General features: G+C 71.2%; 20 protein-coding genes. 18 read left to right on the top strand and 2 right to left on the bottom strand.

Annotated elements, in window-relative coordinates:
• Positions 1 to 35 precede the first annotated feature (35 nt).
• Positions 36 to 989, bottom strand: a complete 954-nt coding sequence (locus tag ACNTMW_RS02485) for an IclR family transcriptional regulator (protein WP_426631651.1) — start codon at positions 987 to 989, stop codon at positions 36 to 38.
• Positions 990 to 1,116: 127 nt separating this feature from the next.
• On the opposite strand from ACNTMW_RS02485, the gene ACNTMW_RS02480 reads away from it, so the two are divergent.
• Positions 1,117 to 2,754, top strand: a complete 1,638-nt coding sequence (locus tag ACNTMW_RS02480) for an FAD-dependent oxidoreductase (RefSeq protein ID WP_426631650.1) — start codon at positions 1,117 to 1,119, stop codon at positions 2,752 to 2,754.
• Positions 2,755 to 2,826: 72 nt separating this feature from the next.
• Here ACNTMW_RS02480 and ACNTMW_RS02475 read toward each other — a convergent pair whose 3' ends face one another.
• On the bottom strand, positions 2,827 to 3,465 hold the full coding sequence (locus ACNTMW_RS02475) for a GntR family transcriptional regulator (RefSeq protein WP_426631649.1): 639 nt from the start codon (positions 3,463 to 3,465) through the stop codon (positions 2,827 to 2,829).
• Between the two features lie 156 nt (positions 3,466 to 3,621).
• On the opposite strand from ACNTMW_RS02475, the gene ACNTMW_RS02470 reads away from it, so the two are divergent.
• The 17 genes from ACNTMW_RS02470 to ACNTMW_RS02390 all read left to right on the top strand — a co-directional run bounded on the left by ACNTMW_RS02470 (position 3,622) and on the right by ACNTMW_RS02390 (position 22,233).
• Positions 3,622 to 4,920 (top strand): ABC transporter substrate-binding protein, encoded by a 1,299-nt coding sequence (locus ACNTMW_RS02470; protein ID WP_426631648.1) that lies wholly within the window; start codon positions 3,622 to 3,624, stop codon positions 4,918 to 4,920.
• A 47-nt stretch (positions 4,921 to 4,967) separates the two neighbouring features.
• Positions 4,968 to 5,837 (top strand): branched-chain amino acid ABC transporter permease, encoded by an 870-nt coding sequence (locus ACNTMW_RS02465; protein WP_426631647.1) that lies wholly within the window; start codon positions 4,968 to 4,970, stop codon positions 5,835 to 5,837.
• Positions 5,837 to 6,886 (top strand): branched-chain amino acid ABC transporter permease, encoded by a 1,050-nt coding sequence (locus ACNTMW_RS02460; RefSeq protein WP_426631646.1) that lies wholly within the window; start codon positions 5,837 to 5,839, stop codon positions 6,884 to 6,886. The genes ACNTMW_RS02465 and ACNTMW_RS02460 overlap by 1 nt, the downstream gene beginning before the upstream one ends.
• Positions 6,887 to 6,891: 5 nt before the next feature.
• Positions 6,892 to 7,638, top strand: coding sequence for an ABC transporter ATP-binding protein (locus tag ACNTMW_RS02455; protein ID WP_426631645.1), 747 nt, complete (start codon positions 6,892 to 6,894; stop codon positions 7,636 to 7,638).
• Complete coding sequence (locus ACNTMW_RS02450; protein WP_426631644.1) at positions 7,628 to 8,395, top strand: ABC transporter ATP-binding protein; 768 nt, start codon at positions 7,628 to 7,630, stop codon at positions 8,393 to 8,395. The genes ACNTMW_RS02455 and ACNTMW_RS02450 overlap by 11 nt, the downstream gene beginning before the upstream one ends.
• A 15-nt stretch (positions 8,396 to 8,410) precedes the next feature.
• Complete coding sequence (locus tag ACNTMW_RS02445; protein ID WP_426631643.1) at positions 8,411 to 8,761, top strand: cupin domain-containing protein; 351 nt, start codon at positions 8,411 to 8,413, stop codon at positions 8,759 to 8,761.
• Positions 8,758 to 9,129, top strand: coding sequence for a putative quinol monooxygenase (locus ACNTMW_RS02440; protein ID WP_426631642.1), 372 nt, complete (start codon positions 8,758 to 8,760; stop codon positions 9,127 to 9,129). The genes ACNTMW_RS02445 and ACNTMW_RS02440 overlap by 4 nt, the downstream gene beginning before the upstream one ends.
• Positions 9,116 to 10,942, top strand: coding sequence for a thiamine pyrophosphate-binding protein (locus tag ACNTMW_RS02435; RefSeq protein WP_426631641.1), 1,827 nt, complete (start codon positions 9,116 to 9,118; stop codon positions 10,940 to 10,942). The genes ACNTMW_RS02440 and ACNTMW_RS02435 overlap by 14 nt, the downstream gene beginning before the upstream one ends.
• On the top strand, positions 10,939 to 12,381 hold the full coding sequence (gene tcuA / locus ACNTMW_RS02430) for an FAD-dependent tricarballylate dehydrogenase TcuA (protein ID WP_426631640.1): 1,443 nt from the start codon (positions 10,939 to 10,941) through the stop codon (positions 12,379 to 12,381). The genes ACNTMW_RS02435 and tcuA overlap by 4 nt, the downstream gene beginning before the upstream one ends.
• The gene (tcuB, locus tag ACNTMW_RS02425) at positions 12,368 to 13,480 is read left to right on the top strand and encodes a tricarballylate utilization 4Fe-4S protein TcuB (protein ID WP_426631639.1); all 1,113 of its coding nucleotides are present in this window, start codon (positions 12,368 to 12,370) and stop codon (positions 13,478 to 13,480) included. The genes tcuA and tcuB overlap by 14 nt, the downstream gene beginning before the upstream one ends.
• Positions 13,477 to 14,727, top strand: coding sequence for an MFS transporter (locus ACNTMW_RS02420; RefSeq protein ID WP_426631638.1), 1,251 nt, complete (start codon positions 13,477 to 13,479; stop codon positions 14,725 to 14,727). Before tcuB ends, ACNTMW_RS02420 begins: the two co-directional genes overlap by 4 nt.
• A gap of 202 nt (positions 14,728 to 14,929) precedes the next feature.
• Positions 14,930 to 15,838, top strand: coding sequence for a glycoside hydrolase family 191 protein (locus ACNTMW_RS02415; RefSeq protein WP_426631637.1), 909 nt, complete (start codon positions 14,930 to 14,932; stop codon positions 15,836 to 15,838).
• A gap of 218 nt (positions 15,839 to 16,056) precedes the next feature.
• Entirely contained in the window at positions 16,057 to 16,749 is a 693-nt protein-coding gene (locus ACNTMW_RS02410) for a DUF5134 domain-containing protein (protein ID WP_426631636.1), read from the top strand.
• 225 nt (positions 16,750 to 16,974) lie between these two features.
• Positions 16,975 to 18,204 carry an aminotransferase class V-fold PLP-dependent enzyme gene (locus ACNTMW_RS02405; RefSeq protein WP_426631635.1) on the top strand — a complete coding sequence of 410 codons (1,230 nt, stop codon included), beginning with the start codon at positions 16,975 to 16,977 and terminating at the stop codon, positions 18,202 to 18,204.
• On the top strand, positions 18,201 to 19,457 hold the full coding sequence (locus tag ACNTMW_RS02400; protein WP_426631634.1) for a heavy-metal-associated domain-containing protein: 1,257 nt from the start codon (positions 18,201 to 18,203) through the stop codon (positions 19,455 to 19,457). Before ACNTMW_RS02405 ends, ACNTMW_RS02400 begins: the two co-directional genes overlap by 4 nt.
• A gap of 5 nt (positions 19,458 to 19,462) precedes the next feature.
• Positions 19,463 to 20,902, top strand: a complete 1,440-nt coding sequence (locus tag ACNTMW_RS02395; protein WP_426631633.1) for a type III PLP-dependent enzyme domain-containing protein — start codon at positions 19,463 to 19,465, stop codon at positions 20,900 to 20,902.
• On the top strand, positions 20,902 to 22,233 hold the full coding sequence (locus ACNTMW_RS02390) for a pyridoxal-phosphate dependent enzyme (RefSeq protein WP_426631632.1): 1,332 nt from the start codon (positions 20,902 to 20,904) through the stop codon (positions 22,231 to 22,233). The genes ACNTMW_RS02395 and ACNTMW_RS02390 overlap by 1 nt, the downstream gene beginning before the upstream one ends.
• The last annotated feature ends 86 nt before the right edge of the window (positions 22,234 to 22,319 follow it).

The raw sequence follows: 22,319 nt of genomic DNA, 5'->3' as shown, positions 1-22,319 counted from the left end.
GGTGCCGGGCCGCCGGAGGTGGCGGCGGGGTCGGGCTACCGGCGGTGGGCGCGGGGCCGCCCGGCCTCGGCGGGCAGCGGGTGTCCTCCGATCGCCGCGGTCGCCCGCGCCGCGGCCGCCACGACGGCGTCGGCGAGGTCGGCCACGGCGGTCTCGGTCAGCCGGAGCGCCGGCCCGGACAGCCCGAGGCTGGCGACCACCGCGCCGTCCGCGTCCCGGATCGGCGCGGCGATGCACCGCAGGCCCAGCTCCAGCTCCTCGTTGTCGATCGCGTACCCGCAGGCGCGGATCCGGTCCAGCTCCCGGAGCAGCGCGGCGACCGAGGTGACGGAGTTCGGGGTCCGGCCGGTCAGCCGGCGCCCCCGGTACAGGCGGCGTACCGCGGCGTCGTCGAGCCCCGACAGCAGCGCCTTCCCCAGCGAGCTGCAGTGGGCCGGCGAGCGCTTGTTGACCTGGCCGTGCATGCGCACCGTGTGCCAGCCGTCAACGACGGCGGTCGTCAGCGTCTCGGTCTCGTCGAGCACGCCGATGTGGCCGGTCTCCCCGGTCTGCTCGACGAGCCGGCGCAGCGGGCCGACGGCCTCCCGGAGGAGGTCGTCGTTCTTGCCGGCGAGGCGGCCGAGGCGGATCAGCTGCGGGCCGAGTCGGTACTGCCCGGCCTCACCGGCCCGGCTGAGGAAGCCCATGGCGTGCAGCGTGGCCGCCAGGCGGGAGGCGTTGCTGCGGTGCACGCCGATGTGGCGGGCCATTTCCGAGACGCTGACCATGCCGTCGTCGTCGCTGTACATCTGCAGGATCGACAGCCCGTGCGCCAGGGCGCCGACCAACTCGCCGCGCTGCGGCGCGACCGGCCCGCCGGCGGCGGTGCCGGGTGGCATGGGAGCGGCCGACGGCGTGACCCGGTCGCCGCCGGCCGGGGCGACCTCCTCGCGACCCGCTGGGGTGACGTCGTCACGACCGGACCGCTGAACGTCTGAGCTGCCGCGCATGTCGCCCGAGGATACGCGGCGGCCGGCCCGGGTTCAAATGACCAAGTGGTGCGTATTACGCACACCGTTGCGCTATACGCCCAGGATATGGGAGGCTCGGCCGGAGCGTGGGAGTGGGTGCGTGGTCATGAACGTGGTACCTGCCGGCGGGTCGCCGGAGCACGTCGACGTCCTCGTGGCGGGCAGCGGTGCGGCCGGCCTGGTCGCCGCGCTGACCTGTGCCATCGGTGGGCTACGGGTCCTGGTGTGCGAGCGGGCCGAGGCGCTCGGCGGCACGACGGCGCTGTCCGGCGGCCGGGTGTGGGTGCCGGGCAACCGTTTCCAGCCCGATCCGGAGGCCGACCGCCGGGCGGCGGGCACCTACCTCGCCGGCATCTTCGACCCGGGCTACGGCCACCTGACCGAGGCGTTCCTGGACGCGGTGCCGGAGATGGCGCGGTTCGTGGAGGCGCACACCGCCCACCGGTTCGCGCCGTGCCCCCACTATCCCGACTACCACCCCGACCGCGCGGGCGCGACGCTCGGCGGCCGGTGCCTGGACATGGCGCCGCTCCACCTCGACGCGCTGGTCCCGCTCGCCGCCCGGGTCCGGGTGCCACCCGGGTACGTGCCGGTGACCCACGCCGAGTGGGAGCGCTGGCGGTACCCGCACCGCTACGACCGGGACCTGATCGAGCGCCGGCGGGCCGACCGGGTCGTCACCGCCGGGGTCGCCCTGACGGCGGCCCTCGTCGACGGCGTGGTGCGGGCCGGTGGTGAGGTGGTCACCGGGCACCGCGTGGTCGACGTCGACCCGGACCCGCGGGGGCGCCTGCGGGTCCGGCTGGAGCGGGTCGCCGGCGACCCGGTGACCGTGCTCGCCTCGCACGTGGTGCTCGCCACCGGAGGATACGACCAGAACGGCGCGCTGCGCCGGGCGTACCTGCCGGCGGCGCTCGGCGCGTCCGGTTCGAGCCCGTCCAACACCGGTGACGCGCTGGACGTCTGCCGGCGGCTCGGCGCGCGGGTGGACAACCTGGGGCAGGGGTGGTGGATGCCGATGGTGTCCGTGCCCGGCGAGGAGGTGGACGGCGTCCCGGCGTTCCGCGGGTTGGTCCGCGAGCGCGGCGCGCCCCGCCAGATCCTGGTGGACCGGTCCGGCCGGCGGTTCGTCGACGAGGCGCTGCCGTACAACGAGATCGGCAAGGCGATGCACCGCCGCGACGCGGACGGCCGGTGCCCGCACGCCGAGGCGTACCTCGTCGTCGACGAGGGGTACCGCCGCCGGTACGCCCTGCCGGGCCTGGCCACCGACCGGCCGGTACCGGACTGGATCGTCTCCGCCCCCACGGTGCGGGAACTGGCCGGCCGGCTCGGGGTGGACCCCGACGGCCTGAGCGATCAGGTGGCGCGCTGGAACGAGGCGTGCGCGCGCGGATCCGACGACGAGTTCGGCAAGGGGGACAACGCGTACGACCGTTACTACGGCGACCCGGACCAGCCGGGCAACCCGAACCTCGGCCCGATCGACACCCCGCCGTACTACGGGGTGCGGATGCTGCCCGGCACGATCGGCAGCAAGGGCGGTCCGGTGACCGACGTGGACGGTCGGGTCCTGGACCGGGCGGACCGGCCGATCCCCGGCATCTTCGCCGTCGGCAACGCCGCGGCGTTCTGGACCGCGGACGGCTACCCGGGACCCGGCGCCACCCTGGGCGTCGGGATGGCGTTCGGCTTCCGGGCCGGCCGGGCCATCGCGGCGGCGGCCGGTGCCGGCGCCGGCTAGGGCTGTCGCCGCACGGTCACGGGGGCCACCGCACGGTCACGGGTGCCGGCCCGGACGACGGCCGGGGAGCGGTCACTCCTCTCCGCCGGCCATCTGCCTGGCGTACATGCGCAGCCGCACGTCGCGGGCGCGGGTCATGTGCTCCCCGGCGATCGTGCCGGCCCGGTCGGGGTCGGAGGCGCGGATGGCGTCGATCAGTTCCTGGTGCTCGCCGAGCACCAGCTCCCACCGGCCGGGGAAGGACAGGGTCGTCTGGGGGTAGCGCCGCAGCCGGCTGATCAGCCGGGTGATCACGCCCTCCAGGGTCGCGTTGTGGCTGGCCCGCCACATCGCCTCATGGAAGCGGTAGTTCCAGGAGATCATCCCCTCCACGTCGGACTCCGGGAGCTTGAGCATCTCCTCGTGGATCGCCTCCAGTCGGGACAGGTCCAGGTCGGTGTGGCGCTGCGCGGCGCCCCGGGCCGCGGCCGCCTCGAGCGCGCTGCGGACCTCGTAGATCTCCAGGATCTCCTCGGGGCCCAGCACCTTCAGGCGCACGCCCCGGCCTGACCGCTCGACGATCCCCTCCTGCTCCAGCAGCTTGAGCGCCTCCCGTACCGGAGTGCGGCTGACGTGCAGTTTCTCGGCCAGCCTGGTCTCGGTCAGCGATTCGTCCGCCTCGATGCTGTTGCTGAGGATCAGGTCGAGCAGACGGTCGTATGTCGACGACATCGAGGCTCCTATCTGTATGCAGAACACAGATTATTGCATGCAGATGAAACTGTGTACACAAGCGACTACTTCCGTATACAGTCGTGTCCCACTGCATGGCAGTGTGACTCCGGTCCCCTAATGGCCCGGGTACTTGACATGGCGCGGAGGTTCTAGATGTCTGTTCAGCGCAGTGCCACAACCCGCAGGAGACTCGGTGCCTCGCTCGTCGGCGCCGCGCTGGTGGTGGGGGCGGCGGCCGGCTGCGGCGGCGGTGCGGCCTCGGGTGCGGCCGAGGAGGTGAAGGTCGGCCTGATCTTCCCGACCACCGGTGGCCAGGCGGCGCTGGGCACCGACCAGAACAACGCCGCCAAGATGGTGCTGGAGTGGGCGAACGCGCACGGCGGCGTCGGTGGCAAGAAGATCAAGATTTTCGAGGGTGACTCGCAGAGCAACCCCGGCGTCGGTGCCACCGTCGCCCAGCGGATGATCGACCAGAACGGCGTTCAGGTCATCATCGGCTCCTACGCCTCGGGCATCGCCCAGGCGATCGCTCCGGTGGCGCAGCGCAACCGGGTGCTGCTGTGGGAGGTCGGCGCCGTGGCGCCAAACGTCGCCCAGCCCGGCAACAAGTACTTCCTGCGGACCGTGGGCGCCTCCGAGACGTACGCCGCGGCCGACATCGACTTCCTGGAGAACTACCTCGCCGGCAAGCTCGGCAAGCCGCTGGACCAGATCCGGGTCGCCGTCACGCACGAGGACGGTCCGTTCGGTACGTCCGTCGCGGACGCCATCGTCGCGCAGGCCAAGGCCAAGAACATCACCATCGTCGCCCGGGAGGCGTACCCGGAGAACAGCACCGACGTGACGCCGGTGGTGGTACGGCTGAAGGCGGCCCAGCCGGACGTCCTGCTCGCCGTGCCGCTGGTCGCCTCGACGCCGCTGCTCTGGCAGGCGGCGCGTACCCAGGACTTCAACGTCAAGGCCGTGATCGGTTCCGCCGGCTTCAGCTCGTCGAGCTTCCTGGACAAGTTCGGGGCCAAGGGGATCGAGGGCGTGTACGACGTGGAGGCCCCGGCGGTCGAGAACATGAACAGCGCCAACCTCAAGCCGGAGGCCAAGGAGGTGCTGGACAAGCTCCGCGCCGACTTCAGGGCGAAGGTCGGCCACGACTGCCTGGTGCACTGCGGCGACGGTCTGGGTGGTGCGTACATCCTGGTCAAGGACGTCCTGCCGCGCGCGGTCCAGTCCGGCAAGGTCACCGGCGACTCCATCCGGCAGGCCGCCGAGAAGACCGACATCCCCGACGGCGGCACCCCGCAGGGCTTCGGTGCCAAGTTCAACGACAAGGGCGACAACGAGCGCGCCAAGTCCTACATCATGCAGTGGCAGGGCGGCAAGTTGCAGGTGGTCTACCCGCAGTCGCTCGCGGCGGCCGAGCCGATCTTCCCGATGCCGACCTGGGGCCAGCGGTAGTCGACCGTGGCCCGTCCCCGTCTTCCCCGATCTCTGGAGCTCTCACCATGCAGCTCGCCTCGGCCCTAGCCAGCGGCGTCGCGCTGGGCGCGATCTACGCCCTGGTCGCCGCGGGCCTGAACCTGATCTTCGGTGTAACCAAGATCATTAACTTCGCGCAGGGCGCCCTGCTCACCGTGGCCCTGTACTGCATCTACATCTTCCACGTCGTGACCGGCGGCAACTCCTACGTCACGCTGCCGGCCGTCGTGGTCGTGATGGGCGGCCTGGGCTACCTGGTCCACATCGGCCTGATCGACCGGGTGCTGAAGAAGGAGCGCACCAGCCAGCTGCTCATCACGTTCGGGCTGGCGCTCGCGCTCAAGCACCTCTGCCTCGCCATCTGGGGATCGGACCACCGGACCGTGAACGCGTCGTTCGCCGACCGGGTGGTCGCCCTCGGCGGCGTACGCATCACCCTGGGCAGCCTCATCGCGGTGGCCGGCTCGGCCCTGACCGTCAGCCTCCTGTTCCTGTTCCTGCACCGCACCCGGCTCGGCACCGCGATCCGGGCCGTGGCGCAGCAGCCCGAGTCGGCCGAACTGGCCGGGATGAACGTCCGCCGGATCTTCGCCGTCGCCTTCGCCGTCGGCACCGCGCTGACCGGGGTCGCGGCGGCGCTGATGGCGCCCATCTACTCGATCCACCCGGACGCCGGGGACACCTTCGGGGTCATGGCGTTCATCGTGGTCATCCTCGGTGGGCTCGGCAGCGTCTTCGGGGCGACCGCCGCCGCGATCGTCATCGGGATCTGCCAGAGCGTGTTCGCCACGCTCGTCAGCGTCCAGATGTCCACGGCGTTCGTGTTCCTCGTGTTCATCGTGGCCATGATCGCTAAGCCGAACGGGCTGTTCGGCCGGTCGGCGAGGGTGGCGTGATGACGACGCAGGTACAGGCACAGGCACCGGCGCCGGCCGCCGCGGTGGCCCCGCGCAACCGGGGCATCGCCGAGGCCGGGTGGGCGGTGATCGTGCCGGCGGTGCTGCTGCTCCTCGGCGCGGCGGCGCTGCCGTTCATCCCGGGCATGCCGTTCTACTACCTCCAGGTCGGCGTACTGATCTTCTGGTACGCGATTCTCGGTACGAGCTGGACCATCGCCGGCGGGTACGGCGGGATGCACTCCATCGGCCACGCCGCCTTCGTGGGCGCCGGTGCGTACACCTCCACGCTGCTGTACGTGGACTACCACGTCAGCCCGTGGCTGGGCATGCTCGCCGGCATGGCGCTCGCGGTGGTGATGGCGCTGCTCATCGGGTACCCGTGCTTCCGGTTCGGCATCCGCGGCGACTACTTCGCGCTGGTGACCGTCGCGCTGGGCCAGGTCGCCTACGAGGTGGCCAACGGCGCGACGGCCATCACCAAGGGGTCGCAGGGCGTGGCGCTGCCCTATGCCGGCAACTCCGTCCTGAACTTCCAGTTCGAGAACCGGTCGGTCCTGTACTTCGTGGTCATGGCGATGTGGCTGGTCGTGCTCGCCGTGGCGTACCGGATGCGGCGCTCCAACGTCGGTTTCCAGCTCATCGCCGTGCGCGACGACGAGGTCGCCGCGGCCCGGGGCGGGATCAACGTGGCCCGGCGCAAGCTCGCGGCCCTCGCGATCAGCGCGGCGATCGCGGCCGCGGCCGGAACCTTCTACGCCCAGTTCATCCTGTTCATCGATCCGGGCTCGGTCTTCGCGCTCACGCTGTCGGTGCAGATCGTGCTGATGGCCGTGCTCGGCGGCATGAACAGCTTCCTCGGTGCGACGGTCGGCGCGGTGCTGCTGGTGCCGCTGTCGCAGTACCTGTCGACCCAGCTGAGCGGGCGTCCCGGCGTCGATCTGGTCATCTACGGCGTCGTGCTGGTCCTGCTCGTGCTGTACATGCCGTTCGGCATCCTCGGCCTGCTTCGGAAGTCGCCGCGCTGGCGACGGGTGATCGGATGGTGACGGCGATGTCAACGACGGCAACGACGGCGACCGGTTCGCAGGCGGAACCGATCCTGTCCGTACGGGGCGTGACCAAGTCCTTCGGTGGCCTGGAGGTCCTGCGCGGCGTCGACCTCGACGTGGCGCGGGGCAGCATCACCGCGCTGATCGGGCCGAACGGTTCGGGCAAGAGCACCCTGTTCGACATCATCACGCGGTACCAGCGGTGCGACGCCGGCGAGATCGTGTTCTCCGGCGAATCGGTCCAGGGACTCGCACCGCACCAGGTGTCCCGCCGCGGCCTAATCCGCACGTTCCAGCTCACCCGCATCTTCCCCACGCTCACGGTCGCGGAGAACCTGCTGGTCTTCGCGCCCCGCGGGCGCGGCGCGGCCGACGGCCGGGACAGGGCGGCCGAACTGCTCGAGTTCGTCGGGCTGCGCCGGCTGGCCGACCAGGAGGCGGCCGGTCTGTCGTACGGGCAGCAGAAGCTGCTGGAGATCGCCCAGGTGCTGATGCTCGGGCCGACCCTGCTGATGCTTGACGAGCCGATGGCCGGGGTGAACCCGGGCCTGGCCGACGAGATCGTCGCGCGGCTGCGCGAGTTGCGCGACCGCGGGATGACGCTGCTGCTGGTCGAGCACAACATGCCCGTCGTCATGAGTATGTGCGACACCGTCACGGTCCTCAACGGCGGGCGGGCGATGCTCACCGGTACGCCCGACGAGGTGCTGAGCGACCCCGAGGTCAGGGAGGCGTTCCTTGGAGACTGAACCCGCCGTCAGCGTGGCCGAGGCGGACGGGCCGGCGGCGCCCACCCTGCTGCGCACCCGCGACCTGGTGTCCGGTTACGGCCGGCAGGAGATCCTGCACGGCGTCGACGTCGACATCCCGGCCGGCCGGATCACGACGATCATCGGACCGAACGGCTCCGGCAAGAGCACGTTCCTCAAGACCGTGGCGGGCCTGGTACCCACCTGGCGCGGCACCACCGAACTCGAGGGCACCGACGTGGCGGGCAAGCCCGCCCACGCCCTGGTCCGCCACGGCATGTGCATGGTGCCGCAGGGCCGGGTGGTCTTCCCGTTCCTCACGGTCGAGGAGAACCTGCGCATGTGCGGGTACACCGTGCGCCCGAGCAGCCAGGTACGGGAGCGGATCGAGCAGGCGTACGAGTTCATGCCCCTGCTCAAGGAGCGGCGCGACCAGCTTGCCAACACGCTCTCCGGCGGCGAGCAGGTGATGCTCTCCATCGCGAAGGTCATCATGCTGCGCCCGCGGCTGCTCCTGCTCGACGAGCCGTCGCTCGGGCTGTCCCCAAAGATGATCAACATGGTGTACGACAAGGTCCAGCTCCTGGCCGAGCAGGGGCTGACCACCATGATCGTCGAGCAGAACGTACGCAAGGCGCTGTCGGTCGCCGGGCACGTGGTGGTGCTCGTCCTCGGCAAGGTCCGCTACCAGGGCGGTGTCGAGCGGCTCGAGCAGGAGGTCGACCTCGGTCGGCTGTTCGTCGAAGGCAAAGGGTGAGGGGAGAGCACAGGAATGCCGTTCCTGAACGAGAACGACGTCGAGTGGATCGAGCCGCCGGGACACATCCGGGCCTACTCCCGGTACCTGGTGGGCCCGGAGGAGCAGGGCAGCAGGCACTTCGACTTCCGCACCTCGCGGTACCCGACCGGCGGGTACGTCGAGCCGCACGAGCACGACGTCCAGGAGCAGGTCTACTACTTCATCACGGGCACCGGTACCGCCGAGTGCGGTGACGAGACCCGCACCGTCGGGCCCGGCGACGTGATGTTCGTACCCGCGGGCGTGCGCCACTCGCTGGTGTCCACCGGCGCGCAGGACCTCGAGTTCGTCGTGGTGACGTCACCGCCGGGCATCCCGAAGTGAGCGGCGGCGACGTCGTCCGGGTGGTGGCCGTCTGGCACGCCCCGGCCGGGGCCGTCGAGGAGGTCCGCCGGATCCTCCGCGACCTGGCGGCCGCGACCCGGCGCGAGGACGGCTGCCTGGGCTTCGAGGTGCTGGAGTCCACCGACCAGCCGGGGCGGTTCGTCCTGCTGGAGGAGTACGCGGGGGAGCGGGGCCGCCAGCGCCACCTGGGCACGGACCACTTCCGCGACCTCGTCCTCGGCCGGGCCGTGCCGCTGCTCACCTATCGGGACGTCCAGGCGTACCAGCCACTGTGGACCGACGGCGGGCCGGGGGGCGCGCGGTCGGCATGTGACAACGAGGAAGGACCACACCATGAGCGGCCGTAAGGGCGCCGAGATCATCGTCGACTACCTGATCCGGGAGGGGGTCCCGTACGCCTTCGGCATGTGCGGGCACGGAGACATCGGGCTGCTCGACGCGCTGTACGACCGGCAGAAGGAGATCACCACGATCTCGGTGCACCACGAGTCGGTGGCCGGGTTCATGGCCGACGCCTACTTCCGGATCCGGCACCAGCCGGTGATGACCTTCACCTCCTGCGGGCCCGGGTCGGCGAACCTGCCGGTCGCCCTCGGCTCCGCTCTGATGGACTCCTCGGCCTTCCTCGCCGTGACCGGCAACGTCGCCACCACCCAGTTCAACCGGGGGCCGTTCCAGGAGACCGGCCGGCACTACCAGGCCGACTTCACGTCCGTGGTCCGCCCGTACGTCAAGCGCAGCTTCCAGGCCACCCGCCCCGAGCAGCTGCCGCTCATGCTGCGCCAGTCGTTCGCCACGATGACGCAGGGCCGCCCCGGCCCGGTACATCTCGACGTACCGCTGGACGTCTTCGTCGAGGCCACCGACGCGGAGGTCCCCGAGCCGCAGCTGTGGCGCGCCGGCTTCTCCCACCGGATGGCCGCCGGCACCCGGGACGTCGAGGACGCCCTGGCCATGCTGCTGTCCGCGCGGCGGCCGGTCATCGTGGTCGGCCACGGCGTCGAGCTCGCCGACGCCTCCGCCGAGCTCGCGACGCTGGCCACCATGCTGGGCATCCCGGTCGTGCACACGCCGCTCGGCAAGGGCGTGTTCGACGCGCGGTCGCCGCTGTCGCTGGGCTCCAGCGGCCGCAACGGCACGTACCAGTCCAACCGGGCGACCCGGTCGGCCGACGTCATCCTGGCGCTGGGCACCCGGTTCGACGACCGGTCGACCAGCTCCTGGATCCCCGGCTACACGTACTCGATCCCGCCGACCCGCCTGATCCACGTCGACATCGACCCGTCCGAGATCGGGCGCAACTACCCGGCCGCGCTGGGCATCGTCGCCAACGCCAAGGACTTCCTGGCCCAGCTGGTGGACGCGGTCCGGCAGCGGCAGGGCGGTGCGGACGCCGAGCTGGTGTCGGCCGACCACGCGCCCCGCGCCCGCTGGCGCGACGAGATCGCCGGCTGGACGACGCAGTGGGAGGCGCACGTCGCGCCCAACCGGGGAAGCGACGCGGTACCGATCCGGCCCGAGCGGGTGCTCGGCGACCTGCGCGCCGTGCTGCCCGAAGACGGCATCCTGGTCAGCGACGTCGGCGTGCACCACAACTGGATCGTCCAGGAGTGGCCCGCGTTCGCACCGCGGACCATGCTGCACAGCTGGGGCTTCGCCTCCATGGGCTTCGGCGTGGGCGGCTCGCTCGGCGCCAAGTTGGCCGCGCCGGAGCGGCCGGTGGTGGCCGTCGTCGGCGACGGCGGGTTCCTGCTCATGCCGAGCGCGGTGGCCACCGCGGTCGAGTACGAGATCCCGGTCGTCTGGGTGGTGTGGAACAACCAGGGCTTCATCTCCATCCGTGACCAGCAGAAGGGCTACTTCGGCGCCGACCGCGAACTGGCGACGAGCTTCCTGCACGCGCGTACCGGCCAGTCGTACACGCCGGACTACGCGGCCATGGCCCGCTCGATGGGCGCCGACGGCAGTGTCGTGGAGCGCCCCGGCGACCTGGCCGGACAGCTCGAAGCCGCGATCGCGTCCGGCCGGCCGACGGTGCTCGACGTGCGGGTGTCCGCCGACGTCAAGACGCCGTCCGCGGCCACCTGGGACCTGCCGCCCCTGCCGCACCCGGCACCGACCTTCGGCTGGCCGGACACCCCGAGCGGGAGCGTGGGGTGAGCCGGACGCACGATCGGTCGGGCGCGCCGTCGCCGATCTCCGACGACCTGGAATGGGACGTCGTCGTGATCGGCGGCGGCAACGCCGCCCTGGTGAGCGCGCTCAGCGCCCACGACCAGGGCGCCCGGGTACTGATCCTCGAGCGCGCCCCGGTGGTGTTCCGCGGCGGCAACAGCCGGCACACCCGCAACATCCGCTGCGTCCACAACTACACCGACGACTGCTACACCGGCACCTACGGCTACGACGAACTGTGGGCCGACCTGTGCGGCGTGGGAACGGGGCCGAGCAACGAGGCTCTGGCAGAGCTGACCGTCCGGGAGTCGGAGTCGGTGCCCGGGTGGATGACCGACCACGGCGTGCGCTGGCAGCCGGCGCTGACCGGGACGCTGCACCTCGGGCGTACCAACCGGTTCTTCCTCGGCGGGGGCAAGGCGCTCGTCAACACCTACTACCGGCGGGTCACGGGTGCCGGCATCGCCATCGCGTACGAGTCCACGGTGGAGGAGGTCCGCGTCGACGGCGACACCTGCACCGAGCTCATCGTGCGCACGGGCCAGGGGCGGCAGCGGGTACGGGCCAAGGCGGTCGTCTGCGCCAGCGGCGGCTTCGAGGCCAACATCGACTGGCTCCGCCGGTACTGGGGCGACGCGGCCCTGAACTACCACATCCGCGGACCGGTCTACAACGACGGCACGGTCCTCGCGCAACTGCTGGACGCCGGCGCGGAGCGGGCCGGCGAGGAGCGCGGCTTCCACTCGGTCGCGGTCGACGCGCGCAGCCCGAAGTTCGACGGCGGCATCGCCACCCGGCTCGACAGCATCCCCTTCGGGATCGTGGTCAACCGGGACGGGCGGCGGTTCTACGACGAGGGCGAGGACATCTGGCCCAAGCGGTACGCGATCTGGGGCCGCAACATCGCCCTCCAGCCCGACCAGATCGCCTACTCGCTGTGGGACAGCAAGGTGCACGGCGCGTTCCTGCCACCCATGTACGGGTGGTACGAGGCGTCGACGATCGGCGAGGTAGCCAAGCAGCTCGACCTCGACCCGGTCACGGTCGAGGAGACCGTCGCGCGGTACAACGAGGCGGTCGACCGCGGACCGGGCGGCCGCTTCACCATGGCGGAGAAGGACGGGCGGTCCACCGCGGGCATCGACCCGCCCAAGAGCAACTGGGCACAGCGCATCGACAGCCCACCGTTCTACGGCATCGCGATGCGACCGGGCATCACCTTCACCTACCTCGGGGTGGCGGTCACCGACCGGGCACTGATCAGGCGCCGGGACGGGGGCACGTTCCGCAACGTCTTCGCAGCAGGGGAGATCATGTCGGGCAACATCTTGTCGACCGGCTACCTGGCCGGCTTCGGAATGACGATTGGCACGGTGTGGGGACGCATCGCCGGACGTGAGGCAGCCCGCCATGCCATTGGATGACCTGTTCGTCGAGGCCGAACGCCAGCTCAACGTCTGCAACTCGTGCCGGTACTGCGCCGGGTACTGCCCGGTCTGGCCGGCGCTGGAACTGCGGACCACCCTGTCGCCGGGTGACGTCACCCACCTGGCGAACCTCTGCCACGACTGCCGGGACTGCTTCAGCGCCTGCATGTACACCGCGCCGCACGAGTTCGACCTGAACCCGCCGAAGGTGTTCACGCAGGTGCGCGAGGAGACCTACCGCACCTACGTGTGGCCCCGCCGGGTACCGGCGTGGATGAGCGGGTGGCGTGGCGTCGTCGGCTGGTTCCTGATGATCTCCGTGCTGCTGGTGGCGCTGAGCTACCTCACCAGCGGCCGGGTGCTCTCCGCCGGCGACAATCCCGGCTCCCCGTACGAGATCATCCCGCACCTGCTGATGGTGGCGGTGGTGGCGGCACCGAGCCTGTGGACGGTCGTCGTGCTCGCGTGGGCCGTCCTGAGGTACTGGCGCGACACCCACGGCAGGCTGGGCGACCTGGCCCGGCCCGCCCTGTGGTTGCGGGCCCTGGTCCAGGGCGTCCATCTGCGACACATGCGCGGCGGCGGCGTGGGCTGCGAGTACCCGGCTGACGTGGCGAGCCCGTGGCGCCGCCGGTTCCACCTCGCGGTCTCGTACGGGTTCGGCCTGTGCCTGGTCTCCACCACCTCGGCCGCGTTCATGCAGGAGTTCCTCGGCCTGCTTCCGCCGTACCCGTACCTGTCCGTGCCGGTGGTCACCGGCACCGTCGGCGGGCTCGGGATGACCGTCGGCTGCGTGGGGCTGATGCTGCTCAAGCGGGACAGCGACCCGGGACTGGGTACGCCGTCCATGCGGCGGGCGGACTACGGCTTCCTGTGGGCGCTGCTCATCCTCGCGGTGACCGGGCTGCTGACGCTGTTCGTCCGGGAGAGCCGGCTGTTCGGCCCGGTCCTGGTGACCCACCTGGCGTCGGTCATCGTGGCCTTCGCCATCACGCCGTACACGAAGTTCGTGCACTGGATCTACCGGCTGCTGGCGATCTACAAGGACAACCTGGACACCGCGGCACGTGACGCCGGGGCCGCCTCGTCGACGTGACGGACGACGGACGCGGGCCCGGGTACCGGCGGCGGAGCACCATTACGCTGCTGGTGCTCTGCCAGAGTACGCAGTCGCTGGTCGTCGGCGGGGTCGCGCTGTTCCTCCCGCTGATCCGCGGCGACCTGGGCCTGTCGTTCGCGCAGGCCGGGACGCTGGCGGCGGCGTCGAGCCTGACCTACGCGCTGATGCAGATCCCGTCGGGGTACCTGGCCGACCGGTTCACTCCCCGGCGACTGTTCCTGCTCGGGCTGCTCGGCACGAACGCACTGGCGTTCGGGTTCGCCACGCTGCACTCGTACCCGCTGCTCGTGGTCACCCAGGCGCTGTCGGGCTGCTGCCGCTCGCTGGTGTTCGCCCCCGGCCTGTTGCTGATCAGCAACCAGTTCCCGGCGGCGCGGCGGGCCACCGCGATGGGGCTCTACGTCGCCGGCGGGTTCTCGTCGAACATCCTGCTGAGCCTGCTCGGGCCGGTCCTGGTCGGTCCGCTGGGCTGGCAGCGGCTGTTCCTCGTCTTCGCCGCCGCCGGGCTGCTCGTCCTCGGGCTCTACCGGTGGCTCGGCGACGACGGGGTATCGGAACGCGCGGGCGCCGGCATGCGCCTGCGCGAGCTGCCCGGGCTGCTGCGACACCGGATCCTGTGGACCACCGGCTTCATCCAGTTCGTCCGGCTGGCCGTCGTGCAGGGACTCACGTTCTGGCTGCCGACGTATCTCGTCGCCGACCGCGGGTACCCGCTGGCCGTCGCGGGGCTGGTGACCGCGCTGGGCGCGGCCGTCACGGCGCCGTCGAACGTCCTCGGCGGGTACCTGTCCGACCGGCTCGGCCGGCCGCTGGCGGTCATCGGGGTCTCCCTGGGCGTGCTGGCCGTGACGACGGCCCTGCTCACCCTCGTTCACGGGCTCGTGCCGTTGCTGTCCGTCGTGGCGGTCAGCTCCGTGTTCGTCCAGGTGTACTTCGGGCCGCTGTTCGCGCTGCCGATCCAGCGGCTCGGCGCCCGGACGGCCGGCGTCACCAGTGGGTTCGGCAACTTCTGCGCCAACCTCGGCGGCTTCGTGTTCAGCTACGCGCTCGGCGTGGTCAGGGACGCCACCGGCTCCTTCCAGGCGGGCTTCCTGACCCTCGGTGGGCTGTGCGTGCTGGCTCTGCTGGCGACCGTCAGCCTGCGTACCGTTGGCCGGACGGAACCGGCGGCGGGCGCACCCGCCGGAAGCCCGGCCACCGGTACGCCGGGCGCCGGTCGATAGCTGATTACCGGCCGGTACGCGAGCTTCTCCCGTTGCCGAGCGCCGAACCGTCGACGCGCATAACATCGATGCGCGGCCGCCGCTCCCTGTGGCACTCATGCGTCGGGAAGGCCAGTCAATGATCTTGTTTGATCGATTATCTTCGATTTTCCTGCGCTCGGTCCCGCGCGTCGCGCGACGCGTACCGTCGCGGTACCGCGGCGTGGCGCCGCTGGCGGCCCTCGTGACGCTGACCGCGTGCACTCCGCTGCGGATCGTCCCCGCGCCACCGTCGCCGTCCGCGTCGCCGAGCGGGCCGCCGGCGCTCGCCGGCTGGGTCTACCAGCTCCAGAACTACCCCGACGGCAAGCTGGACGCGCTGGCCAGGGCGCCGCAGCGACTCGCCGTCATCGACCTTGCCCGGGACGGCGGAGGTGACTACTTCACCGCCGCCGAGGTTGCCGCGTTACGCGCCTCGGGCAAGAAGGTGCTGGCGTACTTCCAGATCGGGGCCATCGAGGACTCCCGGCCCGAATACGCGCTCCTGCGGCAGGACGCCAACGACCTGGTGCTCAACCGCCCGGCCGGCTCGCCCGACGAGTACTTCGTACGCTACTGGGACGAGCGCTGGTGGAAGCGGGTCATCGCGCCCCGGGTCGACCAGGCGATCAGAGCCGGCTTCGACGGCGTGTACGTCGACACCCCGGTCGCGTTCGAGGCCGTCGACCTGTCGACGGTCCGGGAGCAGACCCGTGGCGGCCTGGGCAGGGCGATGGTGGAGCTGGTCCGCCGGATCAGCGGGTACGCCAAGCGCCAGCGCCCCGGCTTCTGGGTCGTGCCGCAGAACTCGCCCGAGCTGCAGAGCTACCCCGACTACACCGCCGCGATCGACGGTATCGGCGTGCAGGAGCTGTTCTTCCTCGACACCGACAGGCCGTGCAGTCAGGGCTGGTGCGGCGGGAACCTCGAGGACGCGCGCAACCTCCGCGACGCGGGGAAGGTCGTGCTCGCCGTCGACTACGCCACCCGCGCCGACAACGTCAAGGCGGCCTGCGACCGCTACCGGCGCGAGCGCTTCGCCGGCTACGTCACGGTACGCGAACTGGACCGGGTCAGCGCAGCGTGCCCGTGACCGGCGCACCCCCGACGTGCGGGTCGATCGCGCCGGGTGGATGACTCGCCGGTGGCCACGGACATCGTGACATGAAGCATTCACTCATCCGGTAGGTGACGGCTTTTCTGTACGCAGCGCTGAGGGGCTATCTACGATCGGTGAGACACGCTGTCCTCGCGCGCTGCCAGGGAGGCGGTCATGTCGCGGAACGGTGCCGCCGGCCAGGTGAGGCGGCGATGATCGGTTCTCCCGCCCTGAGATGGACCCTCGTGACCGTCTTCACGCTGACCGGTGCCTACTGCTCGGCGCGGTGCCTGCTGCCGGCGGGCGGCGACCGGGTGACGCTCGCCGACCGGTTGACCGCCCTGACGCATCTGGCGATGAGCCTGGTGATGGTCGCGATGCTGTGGTCGTGGCGGTGGGGCGGCTGGCGTGACGTGTCCCTCGCGGTGTTCGCGGCCGCTGCGTGCTGGTTCGGGGTGCGGACGGCTGCCGCGGTCGCCGGTGGGGCGCCGGCCGGCGACTGCCTGGAGTTGGCACAGCATGGCGTGACGATGGCCGCGATGGTGTGGATGGTGCTGCTCGTGCCGACGGGCGTGGCGCCGGCGCCGCACCCCGGTGCGCACCCGATGGCGGGGATGGCGATGCCGGTGGCGGGCGTGACGTCGGTGCCGGATCCGCTGCCGGCCGGCGACGTGACGGCGGTCAACGTCGTTGCGGGCACGTACTTCCTGCTGGCCGCCCTGTGGTGGCTGGCCCGGGCGGGACGGCGGTCGTGGGTCGTGGCGTCGCCGGCGGTTCCGATGGGTCCGGTGGCGGCCGGCGGTGCGGCGCCGGCCCGGGGACGGCTGCTCACCTCCGGCACCGGGCTCGCCCTGCACGCGTTGATGAGCGCCGGTACGGGCGTGATGCTGGTGGCGATGTCGTGAGCCGGCGAGTGGGGTGGCTGGCAGCCGACCCGGCTGTCCACCGGTCCGGCGTGGACGGCACGCGGACCACGGCGCGCGGCGAGGTAACGACATCGGTGGTTCTATACGTCGCGCTACCCGGTCTCTACGATGAGTGATGACACGCCGCCGCACGCCCGTTCGTCCACGGGGAGGTGATTCGGCAGTGGAACCCTTCCTTCCGTACCCGACAGGCGGCCGGCGACCATGAGCGTCGCCGGCATCAGGCAACGGTTCCCGGCGCTGGTCGCCGACCCGCGGGTGGTGTACCTGGACAGCGCGTCCACCACCCAGAAGCCGGGTCCGGTGGTCGACACCGTCGTCCGGTACCTCGCCGAGGAGACGGCCAACGCGGGACGGGGAACGTACCCGTGGGCGAACCGGGTCACCCGCCGGGTGGAACGGGTACGGGAGCAGGTCGCGCGGTTCGTCGGGGCCGGCAGCCCGGACGAGATCGTCTTCACCGCCGGTGCCACCGCGAGTCTGAACGCCGTAGCCCTGGCCTGGGGGCTGGCCAACCTGCGCGACGGCGACGAGATTCTCCTCAATCCGCGCGACCACTCCTCGAACGTCTACCCCTGGCTGAACCTCCAGCGGATCCTCCACCGCTTCGGCACGACCGTCCACCTCGTCCCGTACGGCGTGACCGCCACCGGCGAAGCGGACACCGACGACATCCTGTCCAAAATCGGCGTCCGGACGAGACTGATCACGACCAGCCACGTCCACAACGTCTTCGGCTCGATGACGACGTTGGAGGAGCTGCGGGGTCGCATCGACAGCTCGGTCCTGCTCTGCTTCGACTGCAGCCAGAGCGCCGGGCACGTGCCGATCGACGTCACCGCACTGGGCGCGGACTTCGCCGCGTTCTCCGCGCACAAGATGTTCGGCGCGCCGGGCACCGGCGTCCTCTACTGCCACCGCAGAGTCCACCGACAGGTGCAGCCGTTCCTGCCCGGCGGGCACTCGGGCGTCGCCGTGGACTCCGGTGTCCTGCGGGCCACCGGCATGCCGTACCTGCTCGAAGGCGGCACCGCCGACGTCGCGGGCATCCTGGCGTTGGGCGCCGCCATCGAGTTCATCGACGACGTCGGGATCGCGACGATCGCGGCCCACAACCGGGACCTGACCCTCCAGGTGGTGGACCGGCTCCGCCGGATCCCCGCGCTGGAGTTCCTCCCCGGCGTCGCCGCGGCCACCTGCCGGGTGGGCTACGGCATCGTCTCCTTCACCGTCGACGGGGTGGCCGCCGGCGATCTCGGTTTCGCGCTGGCCTCCCGGGACTTCTACGTGCGCACCGGATCCCACTGCCTGCCGGACGCGCAGCCCCAGGACGACTCGGTGCGGGTCGGCCTGCACGTCTACAACACCGCCGACGAGATCCACCGCTTCGCGGACTTCCTGGAGCTGATCGTGAAGGAGGTCGTCCAGCCGTGACCAGACCAGCCGTGGGCTGCTACGACCGGCCTGCCGCCGCGCGCATCCTGGCCGGCCTGGCCCACCCCGGACTGTTCGCCTCCGACCTCGCCGGCACGGGCGTCGACGGTATCGGCGGGCGGCGACGCATCGCGTACACGGCCACGCCGATGAGCCCGGAGCCGGGAAGCCACCTGAGCTACTCGCAACGGACCTACCTCGAACGGTTCATGCGCCCGTGCCCGCCGGAGCTGGTCACCAGTGCCACCCATCGCATCGTCTGGACCGACAGCGCGGGGATTCCCAACACGGGGCACGTCGGCCCCGGTGCCCTGGGCCCGGTGGTGCCGATCGCGGTACGCGAGACCACCCTGGCGCTGTGGCGCGACCTCGCCGCCAATCCGGTACTCGCCGACGCGATCGCCCGCCTCGGTCCGGACGAGCGTGCCGTGCTCGCGGCGACGACCACCGACCAGGATCCGCTGGAGATCTTCCGGATCGGGATCGAGGCGACCGGCCGGGTGCTCGCCCAACACGCCCTGATCGCGCACCAGACGCCGTACGGCACGCCGGAGGAGTTCGCCCGGGGTATGCGCGACTGCGGGATCTTCAACGTCGTGGCGACGCAGTGGTTCTGGGAGCTTCAGGCCTCCACGTACCGGCGGGGAATGATCCCGGCCGCCTTCGTCACCCTGCCGGGCGGCACGGTCCGGTACTCCACACAGTGCCTGGGGACGCTCCGGGCGATGAAGGACGCCACCGTCGCCGAGGCGCACGCGGTGATGCGGAAGGCGACCGCGGAGGAGGGCCTGACCGTCGAGGAGGCCGTCACGCGGTACCACCACGACCTCGACCTGATATCCAAGCAGTACGCGCTGCTGGACGAGGCCGCGCAGCCGCGGTGCCTGGCGCAGATGACCAACGTCGTCGACGGCGAGAGGTTCAGCGTCCTGCCCGTGGTCGTGCACCGGTACGTCGAGACCTTCGCCCGGACGCTGGAGGTCGTCGAGGTGACCGGACGGCGCGCGGAGGCGAGCCGGGACAGGGCCCTGATCGACCCGGACGACCGGCGCTTCCACATCCCCGACATGAACTGCAGGCACTGCCAGACCACGATCCGGGGGCTGTTGGAGTCGATGGGCATCGAGGTGGTGGAGGTGAACCTGGCGACCAAGCGGGTGGTCGCGGAGTTCCGGAGCACCCGCAACCGCGAGCGGGCGTTCGACGCGATCCGCGACGCGGGCTACACCGTCGTCTCCGGCGCGAACAGCTGACCCGCATGGCAGACCTGGCCCCCAGGATCCACCCGCTGGTCGCGTCGTTCCTGGGCCGGCGGGAACTCCTCGACGACGTCGTGTCGCGCTTCGGCTCACCGGTGAACATCGTCTTCCCCGAGGTGTTCGCGGAGAACGTGGCCGCCTTCCGCGACGTGCTGGACGGCTACGGCCTGCGGTACCGGATCTGCTACGCCCACAAGGCCAACCAGTCCCGGGCACTGGTCCGTACCGCGTCGCGCGCGGGGATCAGCGTCGACGTCGCCTCCCCGGGAGAGCTCGCCAACGCGCTGGCCTGCGGGTTCACCGCGGACCGCATCGAGGTCACCGGGCCGAAGGGTGAGGCCTTCCTGCGTGACCTGGTCGACCGTGACCTCACCATCAACGTCGACAACCTCTGGGAGCTGGAGCGCATCGCGTGCCTGGCGGCGGATCGCCCCGGCCGCCTCCGGCCACGGGTCCTGCTGCGGGTGTCCGGATCCGGGTCGCCGGACGGCGCCGTGCGGGTCAGCCGCTTCGGCATCCCGCCGTCCCAGGTCGGACGGGCGCTCGACCTGGTCGCCCGACGAGCCGACGTCCTCGACTTCCGCGGGTACTCGTTCCACCTGGACAGCAACGACGTGCGTGACCGGGTCGCGGTGGTGGACGCCTGCCTGCGCCTGATCGAGGACGCGTACGCGGCGGGGCTGACCCCGTACGTGTTGAACGTCGGCGGTGGCTTCCGGCAGGTGTTCATCGCCGACCCCGACTCCTTCGACGACTACGTGCACGCCCTCAAACGGGGGCTGCTCGGCCACGGCGAGCCGCTGACCTGGGCGGGCAACACCTTCGGCTACTCGTACGACGGCGGCGTGGTGCGCGGGATCCCGGTGTTCCACAAGTACGCCAACACCACGCCCGGGCCGGAGTTCCTGCGCGCGCTGCTCGACAGCCTGCTGGAGGGGGACGACGGCAGACCGGTCGCCCGGGTGCTGTCCGACAACCTGATGGAGTTGTGGGTGGAGCCGGGCAAGGCACTGGTCGACCAGGCGGGCGTGACGCTGGCGAGCGTCGAGTTCGTCAAGCAGGCCGCCGACGGCAGTGTCCTGGTGAACCTGGACATCGGTCGCGACACCGTCACCCCGGCCGACCAGGAGGTGATGCTCGACCCCGTGGTCGTCTACCGGGGGCGGAGCCACGAGTACCGGGACGGGCCCTGCGGTGTGTACTTCGCCGGCAACCTGTGCCTGGAGCGCGACATGGTCTCCAACCACAAGACGTGGCTGGCGAGGCTGCCGCTGCCCGGGGACCTCGTCGTGTTCGCCAACACCGCCGGCTACCAGATGGACCTGTCCGCGTCCCAGGCGCTGATGCGGCCGCGGCCACCGAAGCTGGCGGCCGTCCGCGCCGGTGCGGACTTCGCGGTGTGGCCGGACGCCGATGACCGGATGAGGGGAGCCGGCTGATGCTCTACCACGACATCACCGAGCTGATCGGGGATACGCCACTGCTGAAGCTCGACGCCCGCGTGCACGGGCTGGACCACGTCGAGCTGTACGCCAAGCTGGAGCTGTTCAACCCGTTCGGCTCGGTCAAGGACCGAGTCGCCTGGGCGATGGTCGAAGACGACCTGGCCGACGTCGCCGGGAACGGACGGACCCTGATCGAGGCGTCGAGCGGGAACACCGCGAAGGCGTTGCAGGTGCTGGCGGCGATGCGCGGGACGCGGTTGCGCGCCTATACCAACCGGGTCCGGGTGAACGAGGTCAGGGACGTACTGCACCTGCTGGGCGCCGACGTGCGGGAACTGCCGGGGCTGTCGGAGTGCCCCGACCCGACCGCACCCCACGACGTGTTCTCCACCATCGAGAACGTCATGGCGGGCGATCCCGGTGCCTACTACCACCCGTCGCAGTACACCAACCCGAAGAACCTCGACGCGCACTACCGCGGTACCGGAAAGGAGATCTACGACGACATCGGGCCGGTCGACTACCTGTTCGGCGGGCTCGGTACGACCGGTTCGACCCGAGGGGCGGCCACCTACCTGCAGGAGCGTAACCCGGGAATGCGGACGATCGGGGTCGTGTCCAGCCGCTCGGACTTCATCCCGGGTATCCGGTCGGAGGCCGAGCTGTGGGACGTCGGGCTGTTCCAACCGGACTTCTACCTCGAGATCGTCCCGGTCGAGTCGGCCGCGGCCATCGACGGCACCCTCGAACTCGCCACCGCGCACGGTGTGCTCGCCGGGCCGACCAGCGGCGCCACCTACGCCGCCGCGCTGGACCGCCTCGGGCGGCACGCGGAGGTCGCGGGCCGGCCGGTCAAGGCGGTGATCATCATCTGTGACCGGCTGGAGTCGTACCTGTCGTATGTCAAGAAGCGGCGCCCGGACCTCTTCGGCCGGGCCGCCGGCGGGAGCGTGCGGGACCTGGCGCCGGAGGCGCTCGACGACGTACCGGAGATCTCGCCCGACGAGCTGGAAGCCCTCGACGGGCACCACGGGATCCTGAAGATCGACACGCGGGGCGGCATGGCCTACCGGATCGGCCACGTGCCGGGATCGATCAACATCCGGGACGACCACCTGGAAGACATGCTCGGCCAGGGCGTGCCGTTCCCCGCGTCCGTGCGACTGGTCTTCATCTGCCCGGTGGGGGAGTACTCGAAGCGGCTCGCGGCGTTCACCCGGCAGGCAGGCTGCGACGCGACCAGCCTGGCCGGCGGGGTCGTCGCGTGGCGGGACGCGGGAAAGCGGCTGGAGGTGGGCGCCCGGGTACCGCCGCGAGACCGGTAGGGAGACGAACGGCGGTCGAGTTGGTTTAGTCGCCGGGTCCGCGGTGAGTGTGTGTGCCCGATCTGCGCATCCGACGTCGAGAGGAC

It is taken from the genome of Planosporangium spinosum, from assembly GCF_049999945.1.
GTDB classification, from domain to species: Bacteria; Actinomycetota; Actinomycetes; order Mycobacteriales; family Micromonosporaceae; genus Planosporangium; species Planosporangium spinosum.
This window is presented reverse-complemented; position numbering and strand designations above follow the sequence as displayed.

Bases quoted from the DNA above. Each gene is read 5' to 3' on its own strand.
- ACNTMW_RS02480 (WP_426631650.1), top strand. From the start codon at position 1,117: ATGAACGTGGTACCTGCCGGCGGGTCGCCGGAGCACGTCGACGTCCTC.
- ACNTMW_RS02455 (WP_426631645.1), top strand. From the start codon at position 6,892: ATGTCAACGACGGCAACGACGGCGACCGGTTCGCAGGCGGAACCGATC.
- ACNTMW_RS02475 (WP_426631649.1), bottom strand. From the start codon at position 3,465: ATGTCGTCGACATACGACCGTCTGCTCGACCTGATCCTCAGCAACAGC.
- ACNTMW_RS02390 (WP_426631632.1), top strand. From the start codon at position 20,902: ATGCTCTACCACGACATCACCGAGCTGATCGGGGATACGCCACTGCTG.
- ACNTMW_RS02405 (WP_426631635.1), top strand. From the start codon at position 16,975: ATGAGCGTCGCCGGCATCAGGCAACGGTTCCCGGCGCTGGTCGCCGAC.
- ACNTMW_RS02445 (WP_426631643.1), top strand. From the start codon at position 8,411: ATGCCGTTCCTGAACGAGAACGACGTCGAGTGGATCGAGCCGCCGGGA.
- ACNTMW_RS02395 (WP_426631633.1), top strand. From the start codon at position 19,463: ATGGCAGACCTGGCCCCCAGGATCCACCCGCTGGTCGCGTCGTTCCTG.
- tcuB (WP_426631639.1), top strand. From the start codon at position 12,368: ATGCCATTGGATGACCTGTTCGTCGAGGCCGAACGCCAGCTCAACGTC.
- ACNTMW_RS02435 (WP_426631641.1), top strand. From the start codon at position 9,116: ATGAGCGGCCGTAAGGGCGCCGAGATCATCGTCGACTACCTGATCCGG.
- ACNTMW_RS02465 (WP_426631647.1), top strand. From the start codon at position 4,968: ATGCAGCTCGCCTCGGCCCTAGCCAGCGGCGTCGCGCTGGGCGCGATC.
- ACNTMW_RS02410 (WP_426631636.1), top strand. From the start codon at position 16,057: ATGATCGGTTCTCCCGCCCTGAGATGGACCCTCGTGACCGTCTTCACG.
- ACNTMW_RS02470 (WP_426631648.1), top strand. From the start codon at position 3,622: ATGTCTGTTCAGCGCAGTGCCACAACCCGCAGGAGACTCGGTGCCTCG.
- ACNTMW_RS02485 (WP_426631651.1), bottom strand. From the start codon at position 989: ATGCGCGGCAGCTCAGACGTTCAGCGGTCCGGTCGTGACGACGTCACC.
- ACNTMW_RS02460 (WP_426631646.1), top strand. From the start codon at position 5,837: ATGACGACGCAGGTACAGGCACAGGCACCGGCGCCGGCCGCCGCGGTG.